The organism is Cellulomonas xylanilytica (assembly GCF_007989805.1).
In the GTDB taxonomy this organism is placed as follows: domain Bacteria; phylum Actinomycetota; class Actinomycetes; order Actinomycetales; family Cellulomonadaceae; genus Cellulomonas; species Cellulomonas xylanilytica.
Map to the genome: position 1 here is coordinate 17,080 of NZ_BJUB01000006.1, position 25,039 is coordinate 42,118.

Annotated in this window: 23 protein-coding genes; 13 read left to right on the forward strand and 10 right to left on the reverse strand. The window is 72.1% G+C overall.

Going from position 1 to position 25,039, the window contains the following annotated elements; translation table 11 throughout:
- Window positions 1-23: 23 nt before the first annotated feature.
- On the forward strand, window positions 24-500 hold the full coding sequence (locus CXY01_RS10185) for a PPOX class F420-dependent oxidoreductase (RefSeq protein ID WP_146927329.1): 477 nt from the start codon (window positions 24-26) through the stop codon (window positions 498-500).
- A 15-nt stretch (window positions 501-515) separates the two neighbouring features.
- Here the strand turns inward: CXY01_RS10185 and CXY01_RS10190 are convergent, their stop codons facing one another.
- Both CXY01_RS10190 and CXY01_RS10195 read right to left on the reverse strand, forming a co-directional pair.
- Window positions 516-2,882: an arylsulfatase gene (locus CXY01_RS10190; RefSeq protein WP_146927330.1), complete on the reverse strand. Its 2,367-nt coding sequence runs from the start codon at window positions 2,880-2,882 to the stop codon at window positions 516-518.
- A 154-nt stretch (window positions 2,883-3,036) separates the two neighbouring features.
- Window positions 3,037-3,999: a formylglycine-generating enzyme family protein gene (locus tag CXY01_RS10195; RefSeq protein WP_222594529.1), complete on the reverse strand. Its 963-nt coding sequence runs from the start codon at window positions 3,997-3,999 to the stop codon at window positions 3,037-3,039.
- 168 nt (window positions 4,000-4,167) lie between these two features.
- On the opposite strand from CXY01_RS10195, the gene CXY01_RS10200 reads away from it, so the two are divergent.
- From CXY01_RS10200 to CXY01_RS10230, 7 genes are all read left to right on the forward strand, one after another.
- The gene (locus CXY01_RS10200; protein WP_146927331.1) at window positions 4,168-4,950 is read left to right on the forward strand and encodes a DUF899 family protein; all 783 of its coding nucleotides are present in this window, start codon (window positions 4,168-4,170) and stop codon (window positions 4,948-4,950) included.
- 76 nt (window positions 4,951-5,026) lie between these two features.
- Window positions 5,027-6,037, forward strand: coding sequence for a Bug family tripartite tricarboxylate transporter substrate binding protein (locus CXY01_RS10205; RefSeq protein ID WP_146927332.1), 1,011 nt, complete (start codon window positions 5,027-5,029; stop codon window positions 6,035-6,037).
- Window positions 6,038-6,050: 13 nt separating this feature from the next.
- Complete coding sequence (locus tag CXY01_RS10210) at window positions 6,051-6,575, forward strand: tripartite tricarboxylate transporter TctB family protein (RefSeq protein ID WP_246125226.1); 525 nt, start codon at window positions 6,051-6,053, stop codon at window positions 6,573-6,575.
- Window positions 6,575-8,101, forward strand: coding sequence for a tripartite tricarboxylate transporter permease (locus tag CXY01_RS10215; protein WP_146927333.1), 1,527 nt, complete (start codon window positions 6,575-6,577; stop codon window positions 8,099-8,101). Before CXY01_RS10210 ends, CXY01_RS10215 begins: the two co-directional genes overlap by 1 nt.
- Entirely contained in the window at window positions 8,098-8,484 is a 387-nt protein-coding gene (locus tag CXY01_RS10220) for a universal stress protein (RefSeq protein ID WP_146927334.1), read from the forward strand. Before CXY01_RS10215 ends, CXY01_RS10220 begins: the two co-directional genes overlap by 4 nt.
- 122 nt (window positions 8,485-8,606) lie before the next feature.
- Window positions 8,607-9,755, forward strand: a complete 1,149-nt coding sequence (locus tag CXY01_RS10225; protein ID WP_146927335.1) for a zinc-dependent alcohol dehydrogenase — start codon at window positions 8,607-8,609, stop codon at window positions 9,753-9,755.
- 11 nt (window positions 9,756-9,766) lie between these two features.
- Entirely contained in the window at window positions 9,767-10,348 is a 582-nt protein-coding gene (locus CXY01_RS10230) for a hypothetical protein (RefSeq protein ID WP_146927336.1), read from the forward strand.
- Window positions 10,349-10,371: 23 nt separating this feature from the next.
- Here the strand turns inward: CXY01_RS10230 and CXY01_RS10235 are convergent, their stop codons facing one another.
- Window positions 10,372-10,932, reverse strand: a complete 561-nt coding sequence (locus CXY01_RS10235; RefSeq protein WP_146927337.1) for an AMIN-like domain-containing (lipo)protein — start codon at window positions 10,930-10,932, stop codon at window positions 10,372-10,374.
- A gap of 263 nt (window positions 10,933-11,195) precedes the next feature.
- Here CXY01_RS10235 and CXY01_RS10240 point away from each other — a divergent pair, with 263 nt between their 5' ends.
- A complete protein-coding gene (locus CXY01_RS10240; protein WP_146927338.1) occupies window positions 11,196-12,155 on the forward strand; it encodes a diguanylate cyclase domain-containing protein in 960 nt (319 codons plus the stop codon).
- 11 nt (window positions 12,156-12,166) lie between these two features.
- Here the strand turns inward: CXY01_RS10240 and ppk2 are convergent, their stop codons facing one another.
- The 3 genes from ppk2 to CXY01_RS10255 all read right to left on the reverse strand — a co-directional run bounded on the left by ppk2 (window position 12,167) and on the right by CXY01_RS10255 (window position 14,521).
- Complete coding sequence (gene ppk2, locus CXY01_RS10245) at window positions 12,167-13,096, reverse strand: polyphosphate kinase 2 (RefSeq protein ID WP_146927339.1); 930 nt, start codon at window positions 13,094-13,096, stop codon at window positions 12,167-12,169.
- Window positions 13,097-13,186: 90 nt separating this feature from the next.
- Window positions 13,187-14,110, reverse strand: a complete 924-nt coding sequence (locus tag CXY01_RS10250; RefSeq protein ID WP_146927340.1) for a PfkB family carbohydrate kinase — start codon at window positions 14,108-14,110, stop codon at window positions 13,187-13,189.
- Window positions 14,111-14,287: 177 nt separating this feature from the next.
- A complete protein-coding gene (locus CXY01_RS10255) occupies window positions 14,288-14,521 on the reverse strand; it encodes a hypothetical protein (protein WP_146927341.1) in 234 nt (77 codons plus the stop codon).
- A gap of 152 nt (window positions 14,522-14,673) precedes the next feature.
- On the opposite strand from CXY01_RS10255, the gene CXY01_RS10260 reads away from it, so the two are divergent.
- From CXY01_RS10260 to CXY01_RS10275, 4 genes are all read left to right on the forward strand, one after another.
- The gene (locus CXY01_RS10260) at window positions 14,674-14,886 is read left to right on the forward strand and encodes a three-helix bundle dimerization domain-containing protein (RefSeq protein WP_146927342.1); all 213 of its coding nucleotides are present in this window, start codon (window positions 14,674-14,676) and stop codon (window positions 14,884-14,886) included.
- Window positions 14,887-15,073: 187 nt separating this feature from the next.
- Window positions 15,074-15,994, forward strand: coding sequence for an ABC transporter ATP-binding protein (locus CXY01_RS10265; RefSeq protein WP_146927343.1), 921 nt, complete (start codon window positions 15,074-15,076; stop codon window positions 15,992-15,994).
- Window positions 15,991-16,785 carry an ABC transporter permease gene (locus tag CXY01_RS10270; protein ID WP_146927344.1) on the forward strand — a complete coding sequence of 265 codons (795 nt, stop codon included), beginning with the start codon at window positions 15,991-15,993 and terminating at the stop codon, window positions 16,783-16,785. The genes CXY01_RS10265 and CXY01_RS10270 overlap by 4 nt, the downstream gene beginning before the upstream one ends.
- Before the next feature lie 16 nt (window positions 16,786-16,801).
- Complete coding sequence (locus CXY01_RS10275; protein WP_146927345.1) at window positions 16,802-17,578, forward strand: CPBP family intramembrane glutamic endopeptidase; 777 nt, start codon at window positions 16,802-16,804, stop codon at window positions 17,576-17,578.
- Window positions 17,579-17,670: 92 nt separating this feature from the next.
- Here the strand turns inward: CXY01_RS10275 and CXY01_RS10280 are convergent, their stop codons facing one another.
- The 4 genes from CXY01_RS10280 to CXY01_RS10295 form a co-directional block, all read right to left on the reverse strand.
- Window positions 17,671-19,611 (reverse strand): glycosyl hydrolase 53 family protein, encoded by a 1,941-nt coding sequence (locus CXY01_RS10280; protein ID WP_186813368.1) that lies wholly within the window; start codon window positions 19,609-19,611, stop codon window positions 17,671-17,673.
- Between the two features lie 186 nt (window positions 19,612-19,797).
- Window positions 19,798-20,835 (reverse strand): LacI family DNA-binding transcriptional regulator, encoded by a 1,038-nt coding sequence (locus tag CXY01_RS10285; RefSeq protein ID WP_146927347.1) that lies wholly within the window; start codon window positions 20,833-20,835, stop codon window positions 19,798-19,800.
- 56 nt (window positions 20,836-20,891) lie between these two features.
- Window positions 20,892-22,928: a beta-galactosidase gene (locus tag CXY01_RS10290; RefSeq protein ID WP_246125231.1), complete on the reverse strand. Its 2,037-nt coding sequence runs from the start codon at window positions 22,926-22,928 to the stop codon at window positions 20,892-20,894.
- Window positions 22,898-25,021: a beta-galactosidase gene (locus tag CXY01_RS10295; RefSeq protein WP_146927348.1), complete on the reverse strand. Its 2,124-nt coding sequence runs from the start codon at window positions 25,019-25,021 to the stop codon at window positions 22,898-22,900. The genes CXY01_RS10290 and CXY01_RS10295 overlap by 31 nt, the downstream gene beginning before the upstream one ends.
- Window positions 25,022-25,039: the final 18 nt, after the last annotated feature.

The window sequence follows — 25,039 nt, forward strand, 5'->3', positions numbered from 1 at the left end:
GCCGCGCCTCCTACCGTGGTGCCATGCCTCGTCCCGTCGCCACCACCCGCCGCACGGACCTCGCCGAGCTCCTCGACTTCGTCCGGGACCGGCATCACTTCGTCCTCGTGACCACGCGCCAGGACGGACGGCCGCAGGTCTCCCCCGTCAGCGGCGGCGTGGACGCGCAGGGTCGGCTGGTGATCTCCACCTATCCGGGCCGCGCGAAGACCGTCAACGCGGAGCGCTCGCCGGAGGTGAGCGTGTGCGTGCTGTCCGACGACTTCGGGGACGCCTGGGTGCAGGTCGACGGACGCGCCGAGGTGCTGCACATGCCGGAGGCGGAGGACGCACTGGTGGACTACTACCGCTGCATCGCCGGCGAGCACCCCGACTGGGACGAGTACCGCGCCGCCATGCGCGTCCAGGGCAAGTCCCTGATCCGGGTCACCCCGACGCGGTGGGGACCGGTGGCGACCGGTGGCTTCCCCGCCGACGTCGCGGCCCGGCTCGACGGCTGACGGCCGGAGACGCCCTCATTGCCGTGCCATCGCGATGCGCAGGCGCTCCTCCGGGTCGATGACGTGGTCGTGGTCGTCGTCGCCCAGGTCGATCTGCACCCAGTGGATCTTCCCGCGGAAGCGGCTGGTGGCGGCCGTGTAGTCGGCGCTCACCGTGGTGCCGCTCTCGTAGCCGATGTCGGTGGTCTCGTCGGCGGAGAAGACCATGGGCTGGGTCATCGCCACCCGACCGGAACCGACGGCGGCGCCGTCGTGGAAGAGCGTCACGTCCCCGCCCTTCGCCAGGCCTCCGCCGTCGTAGGCGAACTCGACCCGCAGCTGGTGCTTCCCGGCAGGGATCGGCTGCTCGGCACCGACGACGAAGTGGTGGATCCCGAGGACGTTGTAGACGAACGTCAGCCGTCCGCCCTTCGCGTAGAAGCTCCACCCGCCGAACCGCCCACCCTGCGCGATGATCACGCCCTCGGCGCCCGACGCCTCGACGACCACCTCGGCCGTCACGGAGAACGACTTGTTCTTGATGCTGACGACGCTGTTCTCCGAGAGCCGGCCCATGCCCGGGAAGAACTGCTGCGAGGTGCCTCTGATCAGGGTCGGGCGCCCGGCCATCGACGGCTCCAGCCGCTCCGCCCCGCGGTCGTCCAGCGGCAGCACGCCGTACTTCGTCGCCTCGATCAGCCACAGCCTCTGCAGCCGCGCGAGCACGTCCGGGTGCTCGGCGGCGAGGTCGTGCGCCTGGCTGAAGTCCGTCCGCCCGTCGTAGAGCTCCCAGACGTCGTCGTCGAAGTCCGGCAGCGTGCCGCCCACCATGATCCACGGGGTCTTGTGCTTGGTGACGGCGCTCCAGCCGCGGTGGTAGATCCCGCGGTTGCCGAACATCTCGAAGTACTGCAGGTCGTGCTCTTCCGGCAGGTCGGGCTCGTTGAACGTGGGGAGCATCGAGGTGCCCTCCATGGGCGACTGCTGGACGCCGTTCACCATCGCCGGCTCCGGCACGCCCGCTGCCTGCAGGACGGTCGGGGCGACGTCGATGACGTGGGTGAACTGCGACCGCAGCCCGCCCGCCTCGGCGATCCCGTCGGGCCAGTGCACGATCGTGCCGTTGCGCGTGCCGCCCCAGTGGGAGGCCACCTGCTTGGTCCACTGGAGCGGGGAGTTCATCGCCCATGCCCAGCCCACCGAGTAGTGGTTGTACGAGGAGGGTGAGCCCAGCTCGTCCAGCTTGCTCAGCAGGAACTCCGGTGTCTCGACGGCGGCCATGCCGTTGAAGTTGGCCATCTCGTTGAACGCACCGTTGACCGTGCCCTCGGCGGACGCCCCGTTGTCGCCGATGATGTAGTAGATCAGCGTGTTCTCGAGCACGCCGAGATCCTCGATGGTGTCCAGGAGGCGACCGACGTGATGGTCGGTGTGCTCCAGGAAGGCGGCGTACACCTCCATCTGGCGGGCGAGCACCGGCTTGAGCTCCGCCGGCATGTCGTCCCACGCGGGGATCTCCGCGTGCCTCTCGGTCAGCTGCGTCCCTGCCGGCACGATGCCGAGCTCGACCTGACGGGCGAACGTCCGCTCGCGCTCGACGTCCCACCCGTCGTCGAACCGGCCGGCGTACTTCTCGATCCACTCCGGCGGGACGTGGTGCGGGGCGTGCGTCGCACCCGGCGCGAAGTAGACGAAGAACGGTCGGTCCGGCATCAGCGCCTTCTGCTGCCGGACCCAGCTCATGGCGCGGTCCGTGAGGTCCTCGGTCAGGTGATAGCCCTCCTCCGCCGTCGCCGGTGGCTCGACGGGCGTGGTGCCGTCGTAGAGGGCGGGATCCCACTGGTTGTTCTCACCACCGATGAAGCCGTAGAACGTCTCGAAGCCACCACCCCCGGTGGGCCACGCGTCGAACGGACCCATCGGCGACGTCTGCCAGACGGGTACCTCGTGGCACTTGCCGAACTGCGCGGTCGAGTACCCGTTGAGCTTGAGGGTCATCGCGAGCGGCGCCTTGGTGTTGGGCCGCAGCGAGCTGTTCCCGGGCGCCGACGTGGCGGTCTCCGTGATGCTGCCCATGCCGACCGAGTGGTGGTTCCGGCCGGTGAGCATGGCCTGCCGGGTGGGCGCGCACAACGCGGTGGTGTGGAACCGGTTGTACGTCAGCCCCGTGGCGGCGAGGCGCTCGGCGCTGGGTGTCGCGCACGGCCCGCCGAACGCGCTCGACGCACCGAACCCGACGTCGTCGAGCAGCACGATCAGGACGTTGGGCGCACCCTCCGGCGGGAGGAGCGGCTCGATCGGGGGGAACGACGTGTCCGGGTCCTTGGCGTCGAACGTCGTCAGTCCCGGCGACGGCCGGTCGGGGATGGGCAGCATGGTCCTGGCGTGGCGATCGGCGGTCATGACGCTCCTTCGCCGTGCGGCGCACGGGTCGTGTCAGCGCGGGCCGGTCGTGGTCGCCGGCCCGGAACCAGGGTGTGCAGACCACGATGCGCGAACGCCGTCGTCCTCTTCGCACCCTAGTGCCCGGTACGGCGTGCCTGACCAGGGCCGACGGTCAGGACACGCAGCGGAAGCCGATGTTGCCGGCGGACGAGTCGGGCGAGCTCGAGCTGCGCGCGTCCACGCGGTAGCGGAAGCAGTACGACTCGTGGCACAGGTAGGACCCACCGCGCATCACGCGCTGCAGGCCTGCGACGGGTCCCACCGGGTCGACGCGCGGCGACGACCGGTAGGTGTCGACCGCGAACCAGTCGTGGCACCACTCCCACACGTTGCCCGTCATGTTGTGCAGCCCGAGACCGTTCGCGGGGAACGCTCCTGCGGGAGCGGTACCCAGGTAGCCGTCGTCGAGCGTGTTGTGCCGCGGGAACTCCCCCTGCCACACGTTCATGCGGTGCTCGCCGCCCGGCTCCCGCTCGTGCCCCCACGGGTAGTGCGCGCCGACGACGTCGCCGCGGGCCGCGCGTTCCCACTCGGCCTCGGAGGGCAGGCGCAAGCCCGCCCAGGTCGCGAACGCCGAGGCGTCCGACCAGCTGACGTGCACCACGGGATGGTCCGCCCGGTCCCCGACCGACGAGTGCGGGCCCTCGGGGTGCCGCCAGTCGGCTCCCTCCACCTGCCGCCACCACGGCGTGGCCGCCACACCCCGCGTCGGTGGGAAGTCGTCCGGCAGCAGACCGGCGAAGACGAAGGACCAGCCGAACGCCTCGGCCTCCGTCCGGTACCCCGTCGCGTCCACGAACTCCGCGAACTGGGCGGTGGTCACGGCGGTCCGCATGATCCGGAACGGCCGCAGCTCCACTACGTGCGCCGGCCCCTCCCCGTCCGACGCGTGCCCGTCCGCACCGTCGTGCCCCATGACGAAGGAACCACCGGGGACCTCGACCAGGGTATCGACGACGCTCGCCCGGGGCGTCGCGGCGTCTGCGCGCGGGAGCCTGGGCGAGCCGAGCCCGAGCGGCACGGGCGTGCGGGGGTGCCGAGCTCCCGGGGCGCAGCACGGCTGCTCGGTGGTCACGGGCTCATCCTCGCGCCCCAGCACCCACGGCGTCCGCACCGGCCCGCACGATCGACGAGGACATCAGGCCATCGTGTCGATCGGAGGCACGCCCGCGCGTCGTGCCCGTGAACGCCGACGACGATCGTCGTACGACGCCGCCCGGCACCACCCACCACGGAGGACACCATGACGACCACCCCCGACGACCTGACCCGCGCCCTGCCCGGCCGACCGCCCGTCGTCGACCTCGCCACCTGGCAGGTCGCGCGCGGCGAGCTCCTGGTCCGCGAGAAGGCCCACACCCGCGCAGGCGACGCGATCGCGGCGGAGCGCCGCAGGCTGCCCATGGTCGAGATCGACGGCACGGTGGAGGTCGTCGGACCCGACGGGCCGGTCCCGTTCCGGTCGCTGTTCCAGGGCCGCGACGAGCTCGTCGTCTACAAGCACATGTGGCACGACGGTGCGCCGCACCAGGGCCAGTGCGAGGGCTGCACGGTGAGCGCCTGGCAGCTGAAGGACGCCGTCTACCTGAACGCCCGCGGCGTCTCGTTCGCCATCCTGACCACGGGCCGCTGGGACGAGGTCGCCCCGTTCGTCGACTTCATGGGCTACACCCAGCCCTGGTACTCCGTGCGGGACGTCGAGGCGCCCGTCGGTGACGAGATGGGCTCGCTGGCCACCTTCCTGCGCGACGGCGACCGCGTCTTCCTGACCTACACGACGACCGGGCGGGGCGTCGAGGCAGCCGCCCCGTCGTTCGCCTTGCTCGACATGACGCCCTACGGGCGCGGCGAGGCGTGGGAGGACAAGCCTGACGGCTGGCCGGGGGGCAACGGCCCGTGCTGGTACTGGCGGATGGACGCGGACGGCCGCGCCGGGTGGGCGGAGTCGACCCGGCCCGTCCCGCAGTGGAGCCGTCCGGGCGCCACCCCGGTGGAGTCTCTCGGTCGGCACGGCGACCACCACTGACCGCCGGGCGCTCCCCCGAGATGACGTCCGCGTCGGGATGGGTCAAGATCGACGCAGGCACAAGGGGGTGTTCTGCATGGGGCTCTCCGGTGCCCGCGCGCGCGAGTCTCGTCGCGGGCGTCGCGCGGCGATCGCCACGGCGCTCGTCGCCGTCCTCGCCCTCTCCGGCTGCGGCGTCACGCGCGGTGACGACGGGGGTGAGAACGCCCGGCTGCGCATGATGATCCCCAACTCGCCGGGCGGTGGGTACGACCAGACCGGCCGTGCGGCGACGCGCGTCATGGAGGCCGAGGACCTCACCGGGCGGTTCGAGGTCAGCAACGTCACCGGCGCGAGCGGGACCGTGGCGATGCAGCGCCTCGTCAACGAGCGCGGCGCCGAGGACCTCCTCATGACGATGGGGCTGGGGGTCGTCGGAGCGACGTACACCAACGGGTCGGACGCGCGGGTGAGCGGAGCGACGCCGATCGCGCAGCTGATCGAGGAGCAGGAGGGGCTGCTCGTCCCCGCGGACTCTCCGTTCCAGACGGTCGACGACCTCGTCGAGGCGTGGCGGGCCGACCCCGGGGGCGTGCGGGTCGGCGGAGGGTCGAGCCCTGGTGGACCCGACCACCTCTTCCCGATGCAGCTCGCCGACGCCGTCGGCGTCGACCCGACCGAGGTCAACTACATCGTCTACGACGGGGGCGGACCGCTGACCACGGCCCTGCTCGGCGCCAAGATCGACGTCGGCACGTCCGGGCTGGGCGAGTTCGAGGGCCAGCTCGCGGACGGCTCGCTGCGGGTGCTCGCCGTGTCGGGCGAGGAGCGGCTGGACGGCGTCGACGCGCCCACGCTGCAGGAGTCCGGCATCGACCTCGTGTTCACCAACTGGCGCGGGGTGCTGGCGCCGCCCGGGATCCCCGACTCGGTCCGCGACCAGCACATCGCCCTGCTCGAGGAGATGCACGGGACGGCCGCCTGGCAGGAGGCGCTGGAGACCAACGGCTGGGTGGACGCGTTCCGCACCGGTGACGAGTTCCAGGAGTTCCTCGTGGACCAGGACGAACGGGTGGCGAGCACCCTCGAGGACCTGGGGCTGCTGTGAACCGGGCGACGCCGTGACCGCAACGCCACCTCCCGCCCCGAGCGAGCACCCGGAGCTCGGGCCCGATCGCGCGCAGTACGGCATGGCGGCGTTCCTCGGGCTCGTCGGCATCTGGACGGTCGTCGACTCCGCGGGCCTCGACCCGGGGTTCTCCGACCAGGTCGTGGCACCCGCGGCGTTCGGCTTCGTGATCGGGTCGTCCCTCGTCGTGCTCGCCGTCCTGCTGGCCGTCGCGACGGCGCGCGGCGACCGCGCCGAGGGCGAGGCCGGTGAGGACGTCGACCTCAGCAGCAGCACCGACTGGAGGACCCTCGCCGGGCTCGCCGGCGTGCTCGGGGCGACCGTCGTGCTCATCGACTGGCTCGGCTGGGCGATCGTCGGCGCCCTCCTGTTCGCGGGCGCCGCGACCGTGCTGGGCAACCGGCACTGGGTGCGCAACCTGGCGATCGGCGCGGTGCTGTCGGTGACGTCCTGGTACGGCTTCTACGTCGGCCTGGGCATCCCGATCCCGGCCGGCGTCCTGGACGGGATCCTCTGATGGACGCCCTGCTCACCGGGCTCAGCATGGCTCTCACGCCCGAGAACCTGCTCTACGCCGTCATCGGCGTGCTGCTCGGCACGGCGGTCGGCGTGCTGCCCGGGATCGGCCCCGCGATGACGGTCGCCCTCCTGCTGCCCGTCACCTACAACGTCTCCCCCAGCGCGGCGCTCATCATGTTCGCGGGCATCTACTACGGCGGCATGTACGGCGGGTCGACCACGTCGATCCTGCTGAACACGCCGGGCGAGTCGTCGTCGGTCATCACGGCGCTCGAGGGCAACAAGATGGCGAAGACCGGCCGCGCGGCGCAGGCGCTCGCCACGGCCGCGATCGGGTCGTTCGTCGCGGGGACCATCGGGACGATCCTGCTCGTCGCGGTCGCGCCGACGGTCGCCGACTGGGTCGTCGTGCTGGGCGCGCCCTCGTACTTCGCCCTCATGCTCCTGGCCCTCGTCGCGGTGACGTCGGTGCTGGGCAGCTCGAAGCTCCGCGGGTTCATCTCGCTCGCGCTCGGTCTGGCGATCGGCCTCGTCGGGACGTCGACCGGCCAGGCACGCCTGACGCTCGACAACCCGCTGCTCGCCGACGGCATCGACATCGTCGTCGTCGCGGTCGCCATCTTCGCCGTCGGGGAGGCGCTCTGGGTCGCTGCGCACCTGCGGCGTCGGCCGCTCGAGATCATCCCCGTGGGACGGCCCTGGATGGACCGGCGGGACTGGCGGCGGTCGTGGGCGCCCTGGCTGCGCGGCACCGCCTTCGGGTTCCCGTTCGGCGCCCTGCCCGCCGGCGGGGCCGAGCTCCCGACGTTCCTGTCGTACATCACCGAGCGCCGGCTGGCGGGCGAGCACCGGGCCGAGTTCGGGAAGGGCGCCATCGAGGGCGTCGCCGGGCCGGAGGCCGCCAACAACGCGTCCGCCGCGGGCACGCTCGTGCCGCTGCTCGCGATCGGCCTGCCCACCACCGCCACCGCGGCCGTCATCCTCGCGGCCATGCAGAGCTACGGCCTGCAGCCGGGCCCCCAGCTGTTCGAGGCCGAGCCCGAGCTGGTGTGGACGCTGCTGGCCAGCCTGTTCGTCGCCAACACCCTGCTGCTCGTCATCAACCTGCCGCTCGCGCCGCTGTGGGCGAAGCTGCTCCGCATCCCCCGGCCCTACCTGTACGCGGGCATCCTGTTCTTCGCGGTCCTCGGCGCGTACAGCGTGAACTTCCAGCGGTTCGACGTCCTGCTGCTCTGCCTGTTCGGGGCGCTCGGGTTCGCCATGCGGCGGTTCGGGCTCCCCGTGCTGCCGCTCATCGTCGGCGTCATCCTCGGGCCCCGGCTCGAGGAGCAGCTCACCCAGGCGCTGCAGCTGTCCCAGGGTGACGTGTCGGCGCTGTGGAGCGAGCCGGTCGCCGTGATCGTCTACGTGGTCATCGCGGTCCTGCTGCTCGGGCCGCTCGTCCTGCGGCTCGTCCCCGGCAGGCAGGGGCCGGAGCGGCTGGAGGACGAGGTCGAGGAGCTCGAGGAAGAGGTGAGGTCATGACCGTCGTCGTCGGTTGGACACCGGACGCCCGGGGGCATGCTGCACTGGTGCGTGCCATCGCGGAGGCACAGGTGCACGACGAGCGCCTGCTCGTCGTCAACGCGTCGAGCGGCACCGCCCCGGTCGACGACCGGTTCGCCGGTGTCGCCGACGTCTCCCAGGTGCGCGCGCTCCTCGACTCCCTCGGGGTCGACGGCGAGGTACGCCAGACCGTCGTGCGCGACGTCGGCGACGCGCTGCTCGACATCGCCGAGGAGGTCGACGCGTCGATGCTCGTGATCGGCATCCGTCACCGTTCGCCCGTCGGGAAGCTGCTCATGGGGTCCACGGCACAACGCATCCTGCTCGACGCCCGCTGCCCCGTGCTGGCCGTCAAGGCGTGAGACCCGCCCGTCTGCCCGTCGGGACGGGGCGGGGGCTCCGAGAGGCGCGCGGGCACACGCGGTGGCAGGCTCGCACAAGCGTCTAGCAGCGCGGCGCCCGGCACTCCCGAGGTGGTGCACCCGTGCGAGCGATGGTCTACCGAGGCCCCTACAAGATCCGCGTCGAGGACAAGGACGTCCCGCGCATCGAGCACCCGAACGACGCCATCGTCCGGGTCACCCTGGCCGCGATCTGCGGCTCTGACCTGCACCTCTACCACGGCATGATGCCCGACACCCGCATCGGGCACACGTTCGGCCACGAGTTCATCGGGGTCGTGGACCAGGTCGGCCCGTCCGTGCAGAACCTGTCGGTCGGCGACCGGGTGATGGTCCCGTTCAACGTGTACTGCGGGTCGTGCTTCTTCTGCGCGCGCGGCCTGTACTCCAACTGCCACAACGTGAACCCGAACGCGACCGCCGTGGGGGGCATCTACGGGTACTCGCACACCACCGGTGGCTACGACGGCGGCCAGGCGGAGTACGTGCGGGTGCCGTTCGCGGACGTCGGCCCGCAGCGCATCCCGGAGTGGATGGACGACGAGGACGCGGTGCTGCTCACGGACGCGCTGTCCACCGGGTACTTCGGCGCCCAGCTCGGCGACATCCACGAGGGTGACGTCGTCGTCGTCCTGGGCGCGGGCCCGGTCGGGCTGTTCGCGGCGCGGTCGGCGTGGCTGATGGGTGCCGGGCGGGTCATCGTCGTCGACCACCTGGACTACCGGCTGGAGAAGGCGAGGACGTTCGCCTACGCGGAGACCGTCAACTTCGCCGAGCACGACGACCTGATCGTGCTGCTGAAGAAGATGACGGACCACCTGGGCGCCGACGTCGTCATCGACGCCGTGGGTGCCGAGGCGGACGGCAACCTGATGCAGCACGTCACCAGCGCCAAGCTCAAGCTGCAGGGCGGGTCCCCGGTCGCGCTCAACTGGGCCATCGACTCGGTGCGCAAGGGCGGCACGGTCTCCGTGATGGGCGCCTACGGCCCGCTGTTCAGTGCCGTGAAGTTCGGTGACGCCATGAACAAGGGGCTCACGCTGCGGATGAACCAGGCACCCGTCAAGCGGCAGTGGCCCCGGCTGTTCGAGCACATCCGCAACGGGTACCTCAAGCCCAGCGACATCGTCACCCACCGGATCCCGCTCGAGCACATCGCCGAGGGGTACCACATGTTCTCCGCCAAGCTCGACGGGTGCATCAAGACGCTCGTCGTCCCGGACGCGGCCTGAGGAGGGACGCCATGGCCTACACATCCGAGAAGCCACCACTGCCCGAGTCGATCGACCAGCTGCGCGCCCGCATCCCCGGCTGGGGCGCGGACCTGGACCCCGCCGACCGTCCGTCGGTGCCCCGGGAGAGGCTCGACCTGGACACCGGTGCCCACTGGGACTTCCCCGACCGGCAGCCCGAGCTCGTCCCCCGCGAGCGGTCGATCGAGCATGCCTTCCTCACGCCGGTGTTCGGCACCGCCCAGCCCCTGCGCGGGCTGCCCGGAGTCGTGCGCGCCCACGCCTACGAGCGGTACAGCGAGGCGCGCGCCGCCCACTGGCTGCTGCTGGTCCTGGCGGACCGGCTCGACGCCATCGAGCACCACGCGACCTCGCTGCTCACCCCACGCCCCGACAACCCGATCACCCAGACGGGCGTGCTCAGCGAGGTCCGTCGGCACGGTCTGAGCTCCCGGACGGAGGGCCACCGCGCCGACCGGGTGCACCAGCCGCTCGACCCGGTGCTCGTCGGCGGCCCGTGGCTGCTCGCTGCCGCGGGAGGCGTGGTCGCCGCGGCACTCGTCGGGCGGGCCGTCCGCGCGCTGCGCAGCTGACGGGACCGGTCAGCCGGCCGCCCTCAGCACTGGGAGTGGCCGGTCGCGCACCACTGGTGCCCGACGTCGACGACGAGCCGGGAGCCGGCCCCGGGCCCCGCCAGGACGAACGCGCGGAACGGGAGTCGCGCCCGCACGCCCAGCCCCACCGAGCTCGAGCCCTCGAAGCTGCCTGCCCAGACCACGTCACGGAACGTCCGGTACGACGACGTGTCCACGAGCCGGCCAGGTCCGACGAAGAACGCGTCGGTCGCGATGGTCGGAACGCCGACGACCACCTGGAGCCGCGCACCGCCGGCCGTGGGGACGACGTCGCCCGAGCCGTCCTGGCGCACCTCGTCGACATAGCTCACCGACCAGCCCGTCAGCGGCGCGTCGATGTCGAGGACGAGCCGGTCGAAGCACGTGTGCCGGCCGGCTCTGACGTTCGTCATCGTCCCGGCCGAGAGGTCGCCCGCCGCCTTCGGTGCAGAACCCCACACCTGGCCGCAGTACGGGTGCGCCGACGCCGCCGGCGCGGTGAGCAGGCTCAGGCCTGCCATCAGGAGGAGAACGAGTCCGAGTGCGGTCAGTCGCCTGCGCATGGTGCGCCTCGATGTCCGTCCGCGACCGTGACCTGCGGAGCGGGCACCCCGCCACGGCGCGGTTACCGGCCCGATCGTACTCTCGTCGGGGCCGCGGACGGCGGGCGGGTGCAGAAGCATCGAGTCCCCCGCCCGGGGTGCTCGGCCTCGGCTCGTCCGCTTCGTCCGCTGCCTGGTCCACCTCGGTGACTCCCGCGTGAACGTTGGCTGGCGGCTCGCCGAACACGGCCACGACCTGCGGGTGGAGCGAGGACGCTCTCCCTGTGGCCGACGTCCAGACCCTCCTGCGTGACCTGCGCTCCGGCGCCGTCCCGTCCAGCGCGCTCGTCTCGACCCTCGCCGTCCCGCTGGAGGTGGTGGATGCGGACATGCCCGTCCACGAGATCGAGCCGCTCTTCTTCAACCCGGCCCTCGTCCGGGTCGGCGTCGTCGACCGGGACGCGACGGGCCGGGTCGGACTCATCACGCGATCGCGGTTCAACGCCGGCATGGCCGGCCGCCTCGGGTACGGCCGAGCGGTGCTGACGCGGCGCCCCGCACGCGCCGTGGCGGACTGGGACCCGCTCGTCGTGGACCCGACGGCATCCGTGGTCGAGGCGGCCCTGCTGGCGATGGCCCGGCCGCCCGAGTCCCGGTTCGAGGACGTGGTCGTCCGCGCCGACGTCTGGTCGGCGACCGGGACCGCCGAGCTCGTGCACTCGCTCGCCGCCGCGCTCGCGGACCAGGGGATGCGCGACCGCACCACCGGTCTGGTCAACCGCCACATGCTCGAGCACACGCTCGACTCGTGGGCGCGGGAGATCCAGGGCACGCGGCGACGCCTCGCGGTCACGCTCATCGACGTCGCCGGGTTCGGCCTGCTCAACGCCGTGCACGGTCTGCCCCACGGCGACCGCGTGCTCGCCGCCATGGCGCAGGCGCTGGCGAGCACCTCCCCGGCGGGGTGCGTCGTCGGCCGGCTCGGGGACGACGAGATCGTCATCGCCGCGGTGCTGCCCGCCGTTCCCGATCAACGGGCGCGCGAGGTGACCGAGGAGCTGCGGCGGATCGCGCTCCGGGCGCTCGCCGCGCGTCCTGCCGGCTTCGCGGACGGCGAGTGGCCGGCGGTCCGTGCGGTCGCCGCCGTGAGCCTGCAGGGCTGGGCCGACGGACCGCTCCTGCTCCAGGAGCTGCACCGGGACATGCGCCGGGAGAAGGCCGAGCGGACCCCGGTGCACCGGTAGGCCCACCCGGCTCAGTCGCCGACGGTGTCGCGCGCACGCTGGACGATCAGCGGGTCGACCTCGCCGACGACCTCCTCGTTCTTGTCGTCGTAGGAGAACTGGCTCAGGAAGTAGCGCATGGCGTTGAGCCGGGCCCGCTTCTTGTCGTTGCTGCGGATCGCGATCCACGGCGCATGGTCCGTGTCCGTCCCGGCGAACATGGCTTCCTTCGCCGCGGAGTACGTCTCCCAGCGGCCGAGGGACTCGAGGTCCATCGGTGACAGCTTCCAGCGACGGACGGGGTCGATCTGGCGGATCGCGAAGCGGGTGCGCTGCTCGCGGCGGGTGACCGAGAACCAGAGCTTGGTCAGGTGCGTGCCGGCGTCGACGACGAGCTTCTCGAAGTCAGGGGTTTGACGCATGAAGGCCGCGTACTCGTCATCCGAGCAGAAGCCCATCACCCGCTCGACGCCTGCGCGGTTGTACCAGGACCTGTCGAACAGGACGATCTCGCCCTGCGTGGGGAAGTGCTTGACGTAGCGCTGGAAGTACCACTGGCCCTGCTCCGTGGTGGTCGGCTTGTTGAGCGCCACGACGCGTGCCGCCCGCGGGTTCAGGTGCTCGATGAACCGCTTGATCGTGCCGCCCTTGCCGGCCGCGTCCCGGCCCTCGAACACGATGATGTGGCGTTCGCCGTTGTCCTCCGCCCAGTACTGCAGCTTGAGGAGCTCGATCTGCAGGCGGTACTTGGTCTCCTCGTACTCCTCGCGATCCATCAGCTCGTCGTACGGGTAGTCCTCGCGCCAGGTCTCGACCGCCTTGCCTCCCGGGTCGATGAGCACGGGGTCCGCACCCTCGCCACCGGCCACGCTGTAGCCCTCGGCGACCAAGCGGTCGATGTACTCGCGCAGGTCGTCCTCGGCGTCAGGCTCGATGCGGTCGAGATCGAACGTGGACTCCATCGGATCCTCCTGGCGGGCCGAGCCGCCTGCGACGGCGGAGACGTCGTCCCATCATGACCACCGACGCGCGCGACGTCTCTCCGAGAGTCCTCAGGCCCCGGTCGCCGAGGCCAGCTCCTCGGCGGTCGGAGGCACCGCACCCAGCCTCGCGACGGTCAGCGCGGCGGCCTGGACCGAGCGCTGCAGCACCTGCTCGACCACCGGCGCGCCGGACCGCACCCAGCGCATGCCGGTGTCCGATCCGAGCGTCAGCGCGCTGTCGATCAGCGTCGACATGAACGCGTCTCCCCCGCCGACCCCCGCCTCGGCGTGCAGGACCGGGATCCCCGGCACGTCGACGACGCCGCGCGCGGTCACCGCCGTCGCGCCGCGAGGACCACGCGTCAGCACGGCGAGGTCCGGGCCGAGACCGATCCAGTCGCGCAGCACGTCGAGCGGGTCGTCCTCCGGGTACAGGAACGCGAGGTCGCGCTCGCTGGCCTTGACGATCCCCGCCAGCTCGACGAACCGGAGCGTCCGACGGCGGGCGTCCTCACGCGGGCCCACCAGGGCGGCCTCGATCCTGGGGTCGAACGTGATCAGCGACCGGCCGTACGACCGGGCCACGAGGTCCAGCACGGTGCTCGCACCGGGCTCCAGGTACGCCGCTACCGAGCCGGCGTGGACGCTGCGTGCCGTCGAGGTCCCCGGGTCCGCGGCGGGCTCCCAGTGGATCCGGAAGTCCTGACGCACCGAGCCGTCGACCCACAGCACCGCCCGGGCGACGGACGAGGCGGTCCGCACGAGGGACGAGTCCGACAGCCCGACACCGGAGGCCGTCAGGTACGCCGAGATCTCCCGCCCGCGCTCGTCGCGACCGATCGCGGTGTGCAGGACCGTGTCCCGACCGAGGCGGGCCAGGCCGACGGCGATGTTGCCGGCGCTGCCGCCGACGCGCTCGCGGATGGTCATGCCGTCGTCGTGGACGTCGATCAGCGCCTCGCCGATCACCAGGACGTCGGGTCGTGGGGTCATCGCTTCCTCAGGTCGTGGCCGGCGGGTGGGGCTGCTGCAGGACCCCGAGGCCCGGGAGCCTGCTCGTACCAGGCCCCGGAGCGTGCTTCGAGAGTGACACTCGTGTCGTTTCCGGCGGGTTTCGACCCGGGGAACACTGTGTGCGCCGCCGAGTTTCACCCGATGCCGCCCGGCCGGTCAGTCCAGCTCGATCACCTTGTGCCTGGACACGTCGATCGAGAGCCGTTGCCCACCGACCACGAGCCCGATCTCGACGTCGTCACCGTCGACGCCGTGGCGCACCATCGCCAGGCGTCCGCGGATCAGACCGCCCGGGTGCCTGTCGTTGCCGAAGCCCAGCGTCGCGGTCCGGCCGATGTGCGACCCGCTCAGCTGAGCGGCACGAACCTCGGACCCGGGACGTTCCGTCACGGGGTCCACCCCAGCTCCTGTCGGTAGCACGGCTGCGACCGTACGGTGCCGGTGCGACGGACGGTTGAACGCCGGGAGAACACTGCGCGACAGGCACTGCACGGCGGTCGGGAGCGGTTGACCAGCGGCAGGGCCGCCCGCACGCTGACGGCATGCCCATCGACAATGAAGGTCGTGCGATCGACGACGTCGTGCAGCGACTCTCGGCCCGTTACCCCGACATTCCCCAGGCCACGATCCGCGAGGTCGTCGAGGCTCAGCTCGCCCAGTTCGAGGGATCGCCGGTCCGGGACTTCGTCCCCGTCCTCGTCGAGCACGAGTCGCTCGAGCTCTTGCGGGTCGGCGCGGAGGCTGCGTCCGACTGAGGCCGCGACGCCGACGCCGTGACCGCTCCCCGAGCTGCAAACCCTCCGTCGGCTCTCGACGGGCGGGGCGGCGGTTCATGCCCCATCGTTCGAATCACCAGGTTCGCGCGGGTCGGCGCGATGCCCCTAGCCGTCAGGAGCCTTCCATGCCGCAGGGGTCGTCCCCGTCCGCCACGGAACCGATCGCATGATCGAGGTCGAAGGGCTCACCAAGACGTACGGGGAGAAGGTCGCCGTCCAGGACCTCTCCTTCGTCGCTCGCACGGGCCGGGTCACGGGGCTGCTGGGGCCCAACGGCGCGGGCAAGTCGACGACGATGCGGATGATCCTCGGGCTGCACCGCGCCACCAGCGGCTCGGCACTGGTCGACGGGCGCGCGTTCGTCGACAGCCCGGCACCGATGACGGCCGTGGGCGCGATGCTCGACGCGCACGCCGTGCACCCCGGCCGCACGGCCCGCAACTACCTGGACGCGCTCGCGGCGACGCACCACCTGCCCGCGCGGCGGGTCGACGAGGTCCTGGAGCTGACCGGGATGACCGAGCCGTCGCGCCGCCGGGTCGGCACGTTCTCGCTGGGCATGGTGCAGCGCCTCGGGATCGCCGCCGCGCTGCTCGGCTCGCCGCACACCCTCGTGCTCGACGAGCCGGTCAACGGGCTCGACCCCGACGGGGTGCACTGGGTCCGTGAGCTGGTCCGCAGCCTGGCCGCCGCCGGCACCACGGTGCTGCTGTCCAGCCACCTGATGAGCGAGATGGCCCAGACCGCCGACGACGTGGTCGTGCTGGGCCGGGGACGACTCGTCGCCGCCGGCGCGATCGCGGACGTCGTCGCGGCGGCCACCGCGAGCAGCGTGCGCGTCCGCCTGGCCACCGAGTCGCCTGCCGAGCCGCTGACCGCCGCCGTGACCGCAGCGGGCGGGACCACCTCGGCGACCGGGGACGCGCTGGTGGTGACCGGGCTCGACAGCGAGCAGATCGGTCACCTGGCGGCCCGGACCGGCTCGGTGCTGGCCGAGCTCACCCCGCAGAGCGCCTCGCTGGAGGACGCGTTCTTCGAGCTGACCAAGGACTCGATCGAGTACACGACCGGCGGGACGACCTCATGACCACGACGGACACCGGCCCGACGGCCCGGCTCGACCTCACCGGGCTGCTGCGCAGCGAGCTGATCAAGGCCCGCGGCCTGCGCTCGATCCAGTGGCTGCTCGCCCTGATCGTCGCGCTGCCCATCGTGATCTCCGTGCTCACCGTGACGACCTCCGACGCCGCCGCTGGCACGCACGAGGAACTCACCGCGCTGGCGCTGTCCACCGTGTCCGGGACCAACTGGATCCCCCTGCTGCTCGTCCTGATGCTCGGCACGATCGTCGCGACCGCCGAGTACGAGCGCGGCGCCGTGCAGATGACGTTCACCGTCGCCCCTCGTCGCACGGCCGTCGTGCTGGCCAAGGCCATCCTCGTGGGTGTCACCTCCCTCGTCGCCACGTTCCTGCCCGCGGTGGTGGCCTACCTGCTCGCCGCCGCGCTGCTCGGTGGGGACGACCCGGCCACGCTCGGCGACCCGGACGTGCTGCGCGTCATCACCGGCACGGCCCTGTACGCGGCCTCCGCCGGCGTCATCGCGATGTGCTTCGGGTTCCTGACCCGCTCGAGCATCGGCGCCGTGACCGCCACCATCGGGTTCCTCTACGCCGTGCCCGCGCTCCTGCAAGCCATCCCCGTCGAGGCCGTCGGATGGTTCGCCCGCACCATCCCCGGACCCGCCTCCACCCCGCTCGAGCTCCCCGGCCACCCCGAGGGTGACCTCACGTTCACCACCGCGCTCATCGCAATCGTCCTCTGGACAGCCGCCGCCCTCCTGCTCACCTGCGCGGTCGTTCGCCGCCGGGACGTCTGACACCGAGGAGAACGTCGTGCGCGTGCAACCCCGAGCCTGGATCGGCCTGGCCACGTGGGCGCTCTACCTGGCCGTCGCCGTGGTGATCCAGGCGACGAGCAGGATCCCCTACACCGAGTGGGGTGACTCCGCGGGGAACCTGTGGCGCGGTGCCGTCCTGTCTCTGGTCGTCGGAGCGGTGCTGGTGGCGATCGTCACGACGTGGCTCGGGTGGTGGCGGCCGGCGATGCGCGAGCGGCGGACGACCAGGGCCAAGTGGACGATCATCGCCCCCGCACTTCTCGTGGTCGTGATGGTCGGGAACCTGGCCGGGACCGACTGGGGCTCCGTCGGAACCGACTTCGTCATCGCCGCCCTGGCCCTGGGAGTCTTCGTCGGGTTCAACGAGGAGATGACCAGCCGCGGCCTGCTGCTCGTCGGCCTGCGCGGCAGCACCCGGGAGATCTGGGTCGCCCTGATCTCGAGCCTGCTCTTCGGACTGATGCACGGCGTCAACATCGTCCTCGGCCAGTCCGTCGGCGAGACGCTCCCCCAGGTCGGCCAGGCGTTCCTGCTGGGCCTGTCCTTCTACATCCTGCGTCGGGTCACCGGGTCCCTCGCCTGGGCGATGCTGCTGCACGGCGCGTGGGACTTCTCCGTGTTCACGCTCGGGGAGACCGCCGGCTCGAACCCTTTGACGGTGCTCGTCCTCGTGGCCGGAGTCGTCGCGTTGGCCACCTTCTGGTTCGCCGCGCGCGACGCCCGCGAGACGGCCGGGGAACCAGAGCTCGACGCATCGCCGCCACGGTCGTAGGGACCACGCGGAGCCCGCGTGCGGTCCTGCCCAGGGCACCGGCGGTGGCCCCCGAGGGCCACCGCCGGTGGTGCTGCGTCAGGCGCGAGCGCTCACGAGGCTCCGAGCGCTCTCCGGACGACGTCGACGACCGCGGTCACCGGGCCGTGCTCGGCCGTGGTGCCGCTGATGACGACCTGTCCGGGGCGGGACGGGGCCCGGGCCGGGACCGCGTCCCACGTCACGGGCACCGCGTGGAGCGTGCCGTCGGAGTCGAGGACGTCGACGGTGGCGGGCAGCCTGATCGGGCTCGAGGTGCGGACGGTCCGGTAGACGGTGTCGGCGACCACGAACTCGGCGTCGCTGGCCTCGTAGACCTCGATCGTCTCGTGGAAGGTGAGCACCGGCCACGCGCTGCTCGACCAGTCGATCATCTCCTGCCAGTTCGCTGGCTCCCACACCAGGACGCCGGCGCCGCGGTTGTCGGGCAGGTCGTTCGCGATCCGGAAGACGTCCTGCAGGAAGAGCCCGGCGCCCTCCGCCGTCTTGGGGTAGGGCGAGTTCGGGACGGGCAGGCCGTCGTAGTCGTTCGACTGGTGCGAGGTCTCGGCGATCTCCATGGCGTAGCCCGGGTGCGCCACGGCCACCTGGTGCAGGTTCGCCTCGTAGTGCTCGGGCGTCCCGTGCCAGTCCGGGTAGTAGGAGTGTGCGATCACGTCGATGTCCTGGCCCTTGGCGTTGAGCCGGGTGAGGAACTGGTCCCAGAACTCGAGCGTCTTGTCCACCCGGCCGTTGTCGATGATCGCGTGGGTCTCCACCGGGATGTCCACGCCGTGGGCGGCTGCGACGTCCCGGACGGCCGCGATGCCTGACGCCTGGAGGGTGGTGAACCGGTCCCAGGCGGCGTCGTAGGCGGCCTGCTCGGCCGGGTCGTCCGAGCCCCAGTAGTCCCAGAGCAGGGCACCACCGGGCTGCGAGACGAACGACGGGTCCTGGTTGAAGTAGCACGTGCCGCACCACGCCGCGTCGTCGAACCACGGCAGCGGACGCTCGCTGCCCCACATGAACCCGTTGATGAGCTCGTTGCCCACCGCGACCTTCTCGGGAGTGGTGCCCTGGGCGACGAGGGCGTCCACCGTCGCGTAGGTGTAGTCGTAGACCGCCTGGGTCAGCTCCTCGAAGGGCAGCTCACGCCACGCGGTGGGCTTCGCCTGCTTGCTCGGGTCGGCCCACGAGTCGGCGTAGTGCAGGTCGATGCCCAGGCCCATGCCCTGCTCGACGACCTTCTGCGCGACCCCCAGGGTCCGCTCCGGGCCCTGGTAGGCGGGCTCGAGGTACTCACCCGTCCGCTCGTCGCGCGGGTCGTTGAACACGCGCAGGCGGATGTACTCCATGCCGGCGTCGGCCGCCGCCTCCAGCACGGGCACCGGCTCGGCACCCTCGTCCACGACGTAGGTCAGGCCCTGTGCGTCGTTCTGGTCGGCGTACGAGATGTCCGCGCCCAGCACGATGTCGTCGCGCAGGTAGTTCCACACGGACAGCTCGCTGATGCCGGCCACGGCGCCCGGCGACACGTCGGTGATCGTGACCCGCAGGAAGGCGATCCCGGCGCGTGCGACGAGGTGCTCCGCGCCGCGACCCGGCTGGTCGTTCCGCCTGCGGTCGACGACCGTCGTCCACCGGTGCCCGTCGGCGGAGGCCTCGACCACGTACCGGTAGGTGCCGTGCGCGTCGGGGAAGACGAGACCGACCTTGCGGATGTTGTCGTACGCCCCGCCGAGGTCGAGGACGAGGGAGTCCCGGCCCTTGCCACCCTTGCTGCGGACCGTCCACGCGGTCGCCGGGTCGCCGTCGACGGCGAGTGCCGCACGATCCTGTGCCGCGGTGGCGCTCACCGTGACCCACGGCTTGGTGGCGAGGTCGCTGCGGACGGGTGCGAAGTGGACCGCGCCGTCGGGCTCCTCGGCCGGGGCGGGCCCGGCGCTGCCGAGGACGAGGGCGCCCGCGGCGAGAAGGGCGAGCACGGAGGTTCGGCGTCGGTTGAGGGGCTGCATGGGACGTCCTTGTCTCATCGGAGTGTGCACGTGCACAGCACTCGATCACCGTAAGAGCGGCTCAGAGCGCGCGTCAAGATGCCGTGTATGCCCGATCGGCGTGGGAGCGTGCACAGTCGTCCGGTCAAGGGCGTCGACGTGGTGAGGCGGACAGCCCGGCGGATGACCTCGCGCGGGTGCGGCTCCTCAGGACGGCGTGGGTGCGACCGACCCGGTGCTCGCGCGCACGACGAGCGAGGTGGGCAGCGTGACGGCAGCCGGCTCTCCGCCCTCGATCAGCTCGATCAGCAGGCGCACCATCTCGCCGGCGATACGTTCCAGCGGCTGCCGCATGGTGGTCAGCGGCGGGTCGAGCGTCGCGGCGAGCCCGGAGTCGTCGAAGCCCCCGACCGCGACGTCCGCCGGGACGCGTCGGCCGGCCTCGCGCAGCACCTGCAGCGCGCCCGTCGCCATCAGGTCCGAGCCCACGAAGACCGCGTCGAGGTCGGGACGGCGTTCGAGGAGCGTCCGCATCCCTGCCGCGCCACCGTCGCGCGAGTAGTCGGCGTGCGCCACGAGCGACTCGTCGTAGAGCGACCCGAGCTCGTCGCGGTAGCCCTGGAGCCGAAGCCTTCCCCCGGGGGTGTCCAGCGGCCCGGTGACCGTCGCGATCCTGGTGCGGCCGATGTCCAGCAGGTGCCGCGTCATCCGCCGCCCGCCGCCGAGGTCGTCGGCGGCGACATAGCCGAGGCTCCCCTCGAACCCGAGCGGGATGCCGCAGGAGATCATCGGGATGCCCTGCCGGACCAGCGCGTCGAGCAGGGGGTTGCCGCTGTGCGAGGAGATCGCCAGGACGCCGTCGACGTGCCCGGCGCCGACGTAGGACGAGACCTGCGTCTGCTCCTCGTGGGTGCCCGCGACCATGAGCAGCAGCGGCATGCCGCGTGCGGCCAGCGCCCGGGCGGCTCCCCGCAGGAGGATCGAGAAGTTCGGGTCCTCGAACAGCAGGTGCTGCGGCTCGGTGAGCAGGAACGCCACCGAGTTCGACCGTCCGGTGACCAGGCTGCGGGCGTGCAGGTTGGCGGAGTAGCCGGTGGTCCGGATCGCCTCCTGGACGGCTGCGAGCGAGTCCGGCGACACCCAGTGCCCACCGTTGATGACGCGCGAGACCGTGCCCCGGGACACGCCGGCCGCAGCCGCGACGTCACGGATCGTCGGGCGCTTGCGCGGCGCGGTGGGTCCCATCGCACGAGACTCTAGGGGAACGGCGTCCCGATCCACGTCGGGACGGCCACCCCGGCTCAGTCCTCCCGGACGACGACGACCCCCCGCGCGGGGACGTCGGTCCCCGCCTCGTGCCGCCGGTCGGCCACGAGGTCGTGGCCGGAGACGTGCAGAGGCAGGTCGATGCTCGTGTGGTTGAGCGCGAACAGCCAGCTCCCGGAACCACTCGTGCGACGGACGACCTCCAGGCCACCCGGCGACGGGACGAGCGACGACACGCCCGCCGCAGCTAGCACGCGTCCGAGCAGGTCGGCGAGCGACGGGTCGTCGAGGCGGGTCGACAGGTACCAGGCGGCACCGCCCGACGGCGTGTCCCGGCGCGTGACCGCGGGACCGCCGACCGACGGCCCGTCGAGGTAGGTCGCGATGACCTCTGCTCCTGACGACGTCATCCGCTCGGTCCAGACCTCGCCGGTGCTCCCGTCGCTCAGCGTCGTGGTCCCCTCGGCGGCCAGGGGCGCGAACTCCTCCACGCGCACCCCCAGCAGGTCCCGGAACGCCCCGGGGTACCCGCCCAGGAGGACCCGGTCGGAGGCGTCGACGATGCCCGAGAAGTACGAGACCAGCACCTGGCCGCCGCGATCCACGACGTCGGTCAGCCGGTCCGACAGGTCCTGCGGCGCGAGGTAGAGCGTCGGTACCAGGACGACGTCGTAGCCGTCGAGCGCCGTCCCGGCGGGCAGGACGTCCACCGCGACCCCCGCGTCGACCAGCGCACCGTGCAGGCGCCGAGCGAGGTCGAGGTAGCGCAGGTCGACGGTGGGGTGCGCCTCGAGCTCGGCGGCCCACCACGCCTGCGTGTCCCACAGGAGCGCCACGCGAGCCTGCTCGACCCGGCTCCCCCGCACCTCGGCGAGGCGACCGAGGGTCGCGCCGAGCTCGACGACGTCCCGGAACAGCTGGGAGTCCCGACCGGCGTGCGGGACCATCCCGGAGTGGTACTTCTCGGCACCGGCCCGGGACTGCCGCCACTGGAAGAACAGCACGCCGTCCGAGCCGCGGGCCACGTGCTGCAGCGAGTTGCGCAGCAGCTGCCCCGGCTCCTTGGCGAGGTTGCGCGGCTGCCAGTTGACCGCGCTCGTGGAGTGCTCCATCAGCACCCACGGCTCGCCACCGGCGAGACCCCGGACGCGGTCGGCGCTGAACGCCAGCTCCGCCCAGCCCCGGGGGTCCTCGGCCGACAGGTAGTGGTCGTTGGACACGATGTCGACCAGCGGCGTGGTCTGCGTGTAGTCGATCTGGTGGAAGTCGCCCATGACCATGTAGTTGGTGGTCACCGGCAGGTGCGGCGTGACCTCGCGCAGGACGGCCGCCTCGGCCTCGAGGTGCGCGACGAACGCGTCCGAGGAGAACCGCTCGAAGTCCAGCCGCTGGCCCGGGTTCGCGATGGTGGTGGTCCGGCGCGGCGGCAGGATCTGGTCGAAGCTCGCGTAGCGCTGTCCCCAGAACGCCGTCCCCCACGCCAGGTTGAGCGCGTCGATGTCGGCGTACTCCTTGCCCAGCCAGTCGCGGAACGCGGCCGCCGACACGTCGCAGTAGCAGCGCCCGTTGTGGCAGGCCAGCTCGTTGGAGACGTGCCACATCCGCACCGCGGGGTGGTGGCCGTACCGCTCCGCGATCACGCGCGCGATCCGGGTGGCGTGGTGCCGGATGATCGGTGACGAGACGCACCAGGACTCGCGGCTCCCGTGCGTGAGCCGCAGGCCGTCCGCGTCGACGGGCAGCATCTCGGGGTGCGCCAGGTGCAGCCACACCGGCGGTGCCGCGCTGGGCGTGGCCAGGTCGACCCCGATCCCGTTCTCGTGCAGGAGGTCGATGATCCGGTCGAGCCACCCGAAGTCGAACACCCCCTGCGCCGGCTCCAGCTGCCCCCAGGAGAAGATACCGAGGCTGACCAGCGTCACGCCGGCCTCCCGCATGAGCGCAACGTCGTCCGCCCAGACCTCCTCCGGCCACTGCTCCGGGTTGTAGTCCGCTCCGAAGGCGATGCCCTCGGTGGGCCACGGGCCGGTCCAGCGCGCGGTCACCGGGCCACCGCCACGAGGACGTCCCACGCGCCGAGGGTGACGGTGTCGCCCTCGGCGAACCGGGTCAGGGTCGGCGAGGACCCGTGCGGTGCGGCGACGACGTCGAGGTCGGTAGGGACGGTGACCACGGTGGCCTCCCAGGACCAGTTGTGGACGACGTGCACGCGCGCGCCGTCGGGTCGGGTCGAGCTGTGGACGGTGACGCTCGGTGGCAGGTCGGACCAGCCGGCGAGCGGGGTCGGCACGAGCCAGCGGGCGAGGTCACGGGCGAGCGCCGGGTCCGGCACGGTGCCGACGACCGTCACCCGACCGGCGCCGTAAGCCCGCGTGGTGACCGCCGCCCAGGCCCCCAGGTGCGGGTGGTCGTAGGTGGCGAGGACGTCGGCGCCGTCCGCGACGAGGCACTCCGCCCACGCCGTCGCCGCCGCACCCCCGTCGAGCGGGAGCTCGGCGGACCCGCGCACCGGGACCGGCTCGTCGAGGTTGGAGAACTCGTCGTACCAGGCCCCGGCCGGCTCGGCCAGGCGTGCGGGCTGGATCTCGGCCCGGGCGCGTGCCTCGTCGTCCGCGTACCCCGTCCGCGGTCCGACGACCAGGTGCCCGCCGGCCTCCGCGTACCGGCGGAGCCAGTCGAGGTCGCGGTCGGAGGCCGGGTAGAAGCCCGCCGCCACGAGGACGGGGTGCGTGCGGGCGGCCTGCGCCGGCTCGTCGTCGAGGAGGTGGCGCGGGCGCACCACGCGCGCCTGGAGCCCGGCATCGAACGCGCCCCGGTAGAAGGCCGAGACGATCCGCGGGTAGCTGTCGCGGTCCCCGGTGCCGTCGTCGAGCTGCAGCGGCGGCTGGGCCGCGAGCGCGAACCGTGCCTTCGTCGAGCTCAGGATCGCGATGTCGGCGTCGGGCGTCGCGTCGGCGATCGCGCCGCCGCCCCGGGCGAGCTCGGCACCCAGTCGCGCGATCTCGTCGTAGGCCCGGCCCGGGCGCCCGCTGTGCGGCAGGACGCCGCCCCAGTACGTCTCGGCGCCGTAGTGCAGAGTGTGCCAGTGCCAGTACTCGACCATCCGCGCGCCCCGGGAGACCAGCGCCCAGGCAGCCTGGCGCCACTGGCCGGGGTACGCCGGGTAGTTGGTGCTCGGCCCGCCGATCGCCGAGGCGTCCGTCTCGGTCACCAGGAACGCTTCGCCGCGACTCGAGAACATCACGTCGGCGACCTGGAACAGCGCCCAGGTGCCGGTGGTCGTCCAGTACTGCGGCACGACCGCCGTGCTGGGGTGCGCGAGCCCGTCCTGCATCCGGTAGTACGGGTTCCCGCTCGTCACGTCGAGGACGGCGGCGAGGTCGGCGTCCTCGAGGGCCGGGCGCTCGTAGGAGATGCAGGTGGTGACGAACTGGTCGGACCGGGCGAGCTCGCGGACCGCTGCGGCCTGCCACGCGATCATCTCGGTGGTCAGGGCCGCCTGGAACTCGCGCCACGCGAGGTCGTACTGCGGCTGGGCGTTGCCGTCCGGGGTCCACAGGTCCGCCCACGACGAGAGCCGGTGCGACCAGTAGACCAGCCCCCACTCCCGGTTCAGGGTCTCGACGTCGCCGTACGTGTGCCGGAGGTGGTCGACGAACCGCTGGAACACCCCGTGGTTGTGCAGCAGGTGCAGCCCGGGCTCGTTGTCCACCTGGAAGCCGATCACGGCCGGGTGGTCGCGGTAGCGCTCGACGATCTTGCGCAGGATCCGGTCGGCGTAGAACCGGAAGACGGGGTGCGTGAAGTCCGCCTCCTGCCGGGCTCCCCAGCCCATCCGGCTGCCCGTGCGGTCCTCACCGGCGACCTCGGGGTAGCGCCGGACCATCCACGGCGGCAGCGCGTAGGTCGGCGTGCCGATCACGACGTCGATCCCCCGGGCCAGCGCTCCGTCGAGGACGGGCTCGAGCCAGTCCAGCTCGAACCTGCCCTCGTCCGGCTCCCAGGTGGACCAGACCGACTCCCCCACCCGGATCACCGAGAACGACGCGGCCTGCATGAGGTCGAGGTCGCGCTCCAGCGTCTCCGGCTCCGGGTCCTGCCCCGGACCCGCGTACTCGTAGTAGTACGCCGCGCCGAAGCGCACTCGGTCGTGCTGCACAGCCATGGGTCGTCTCTCCGTGGT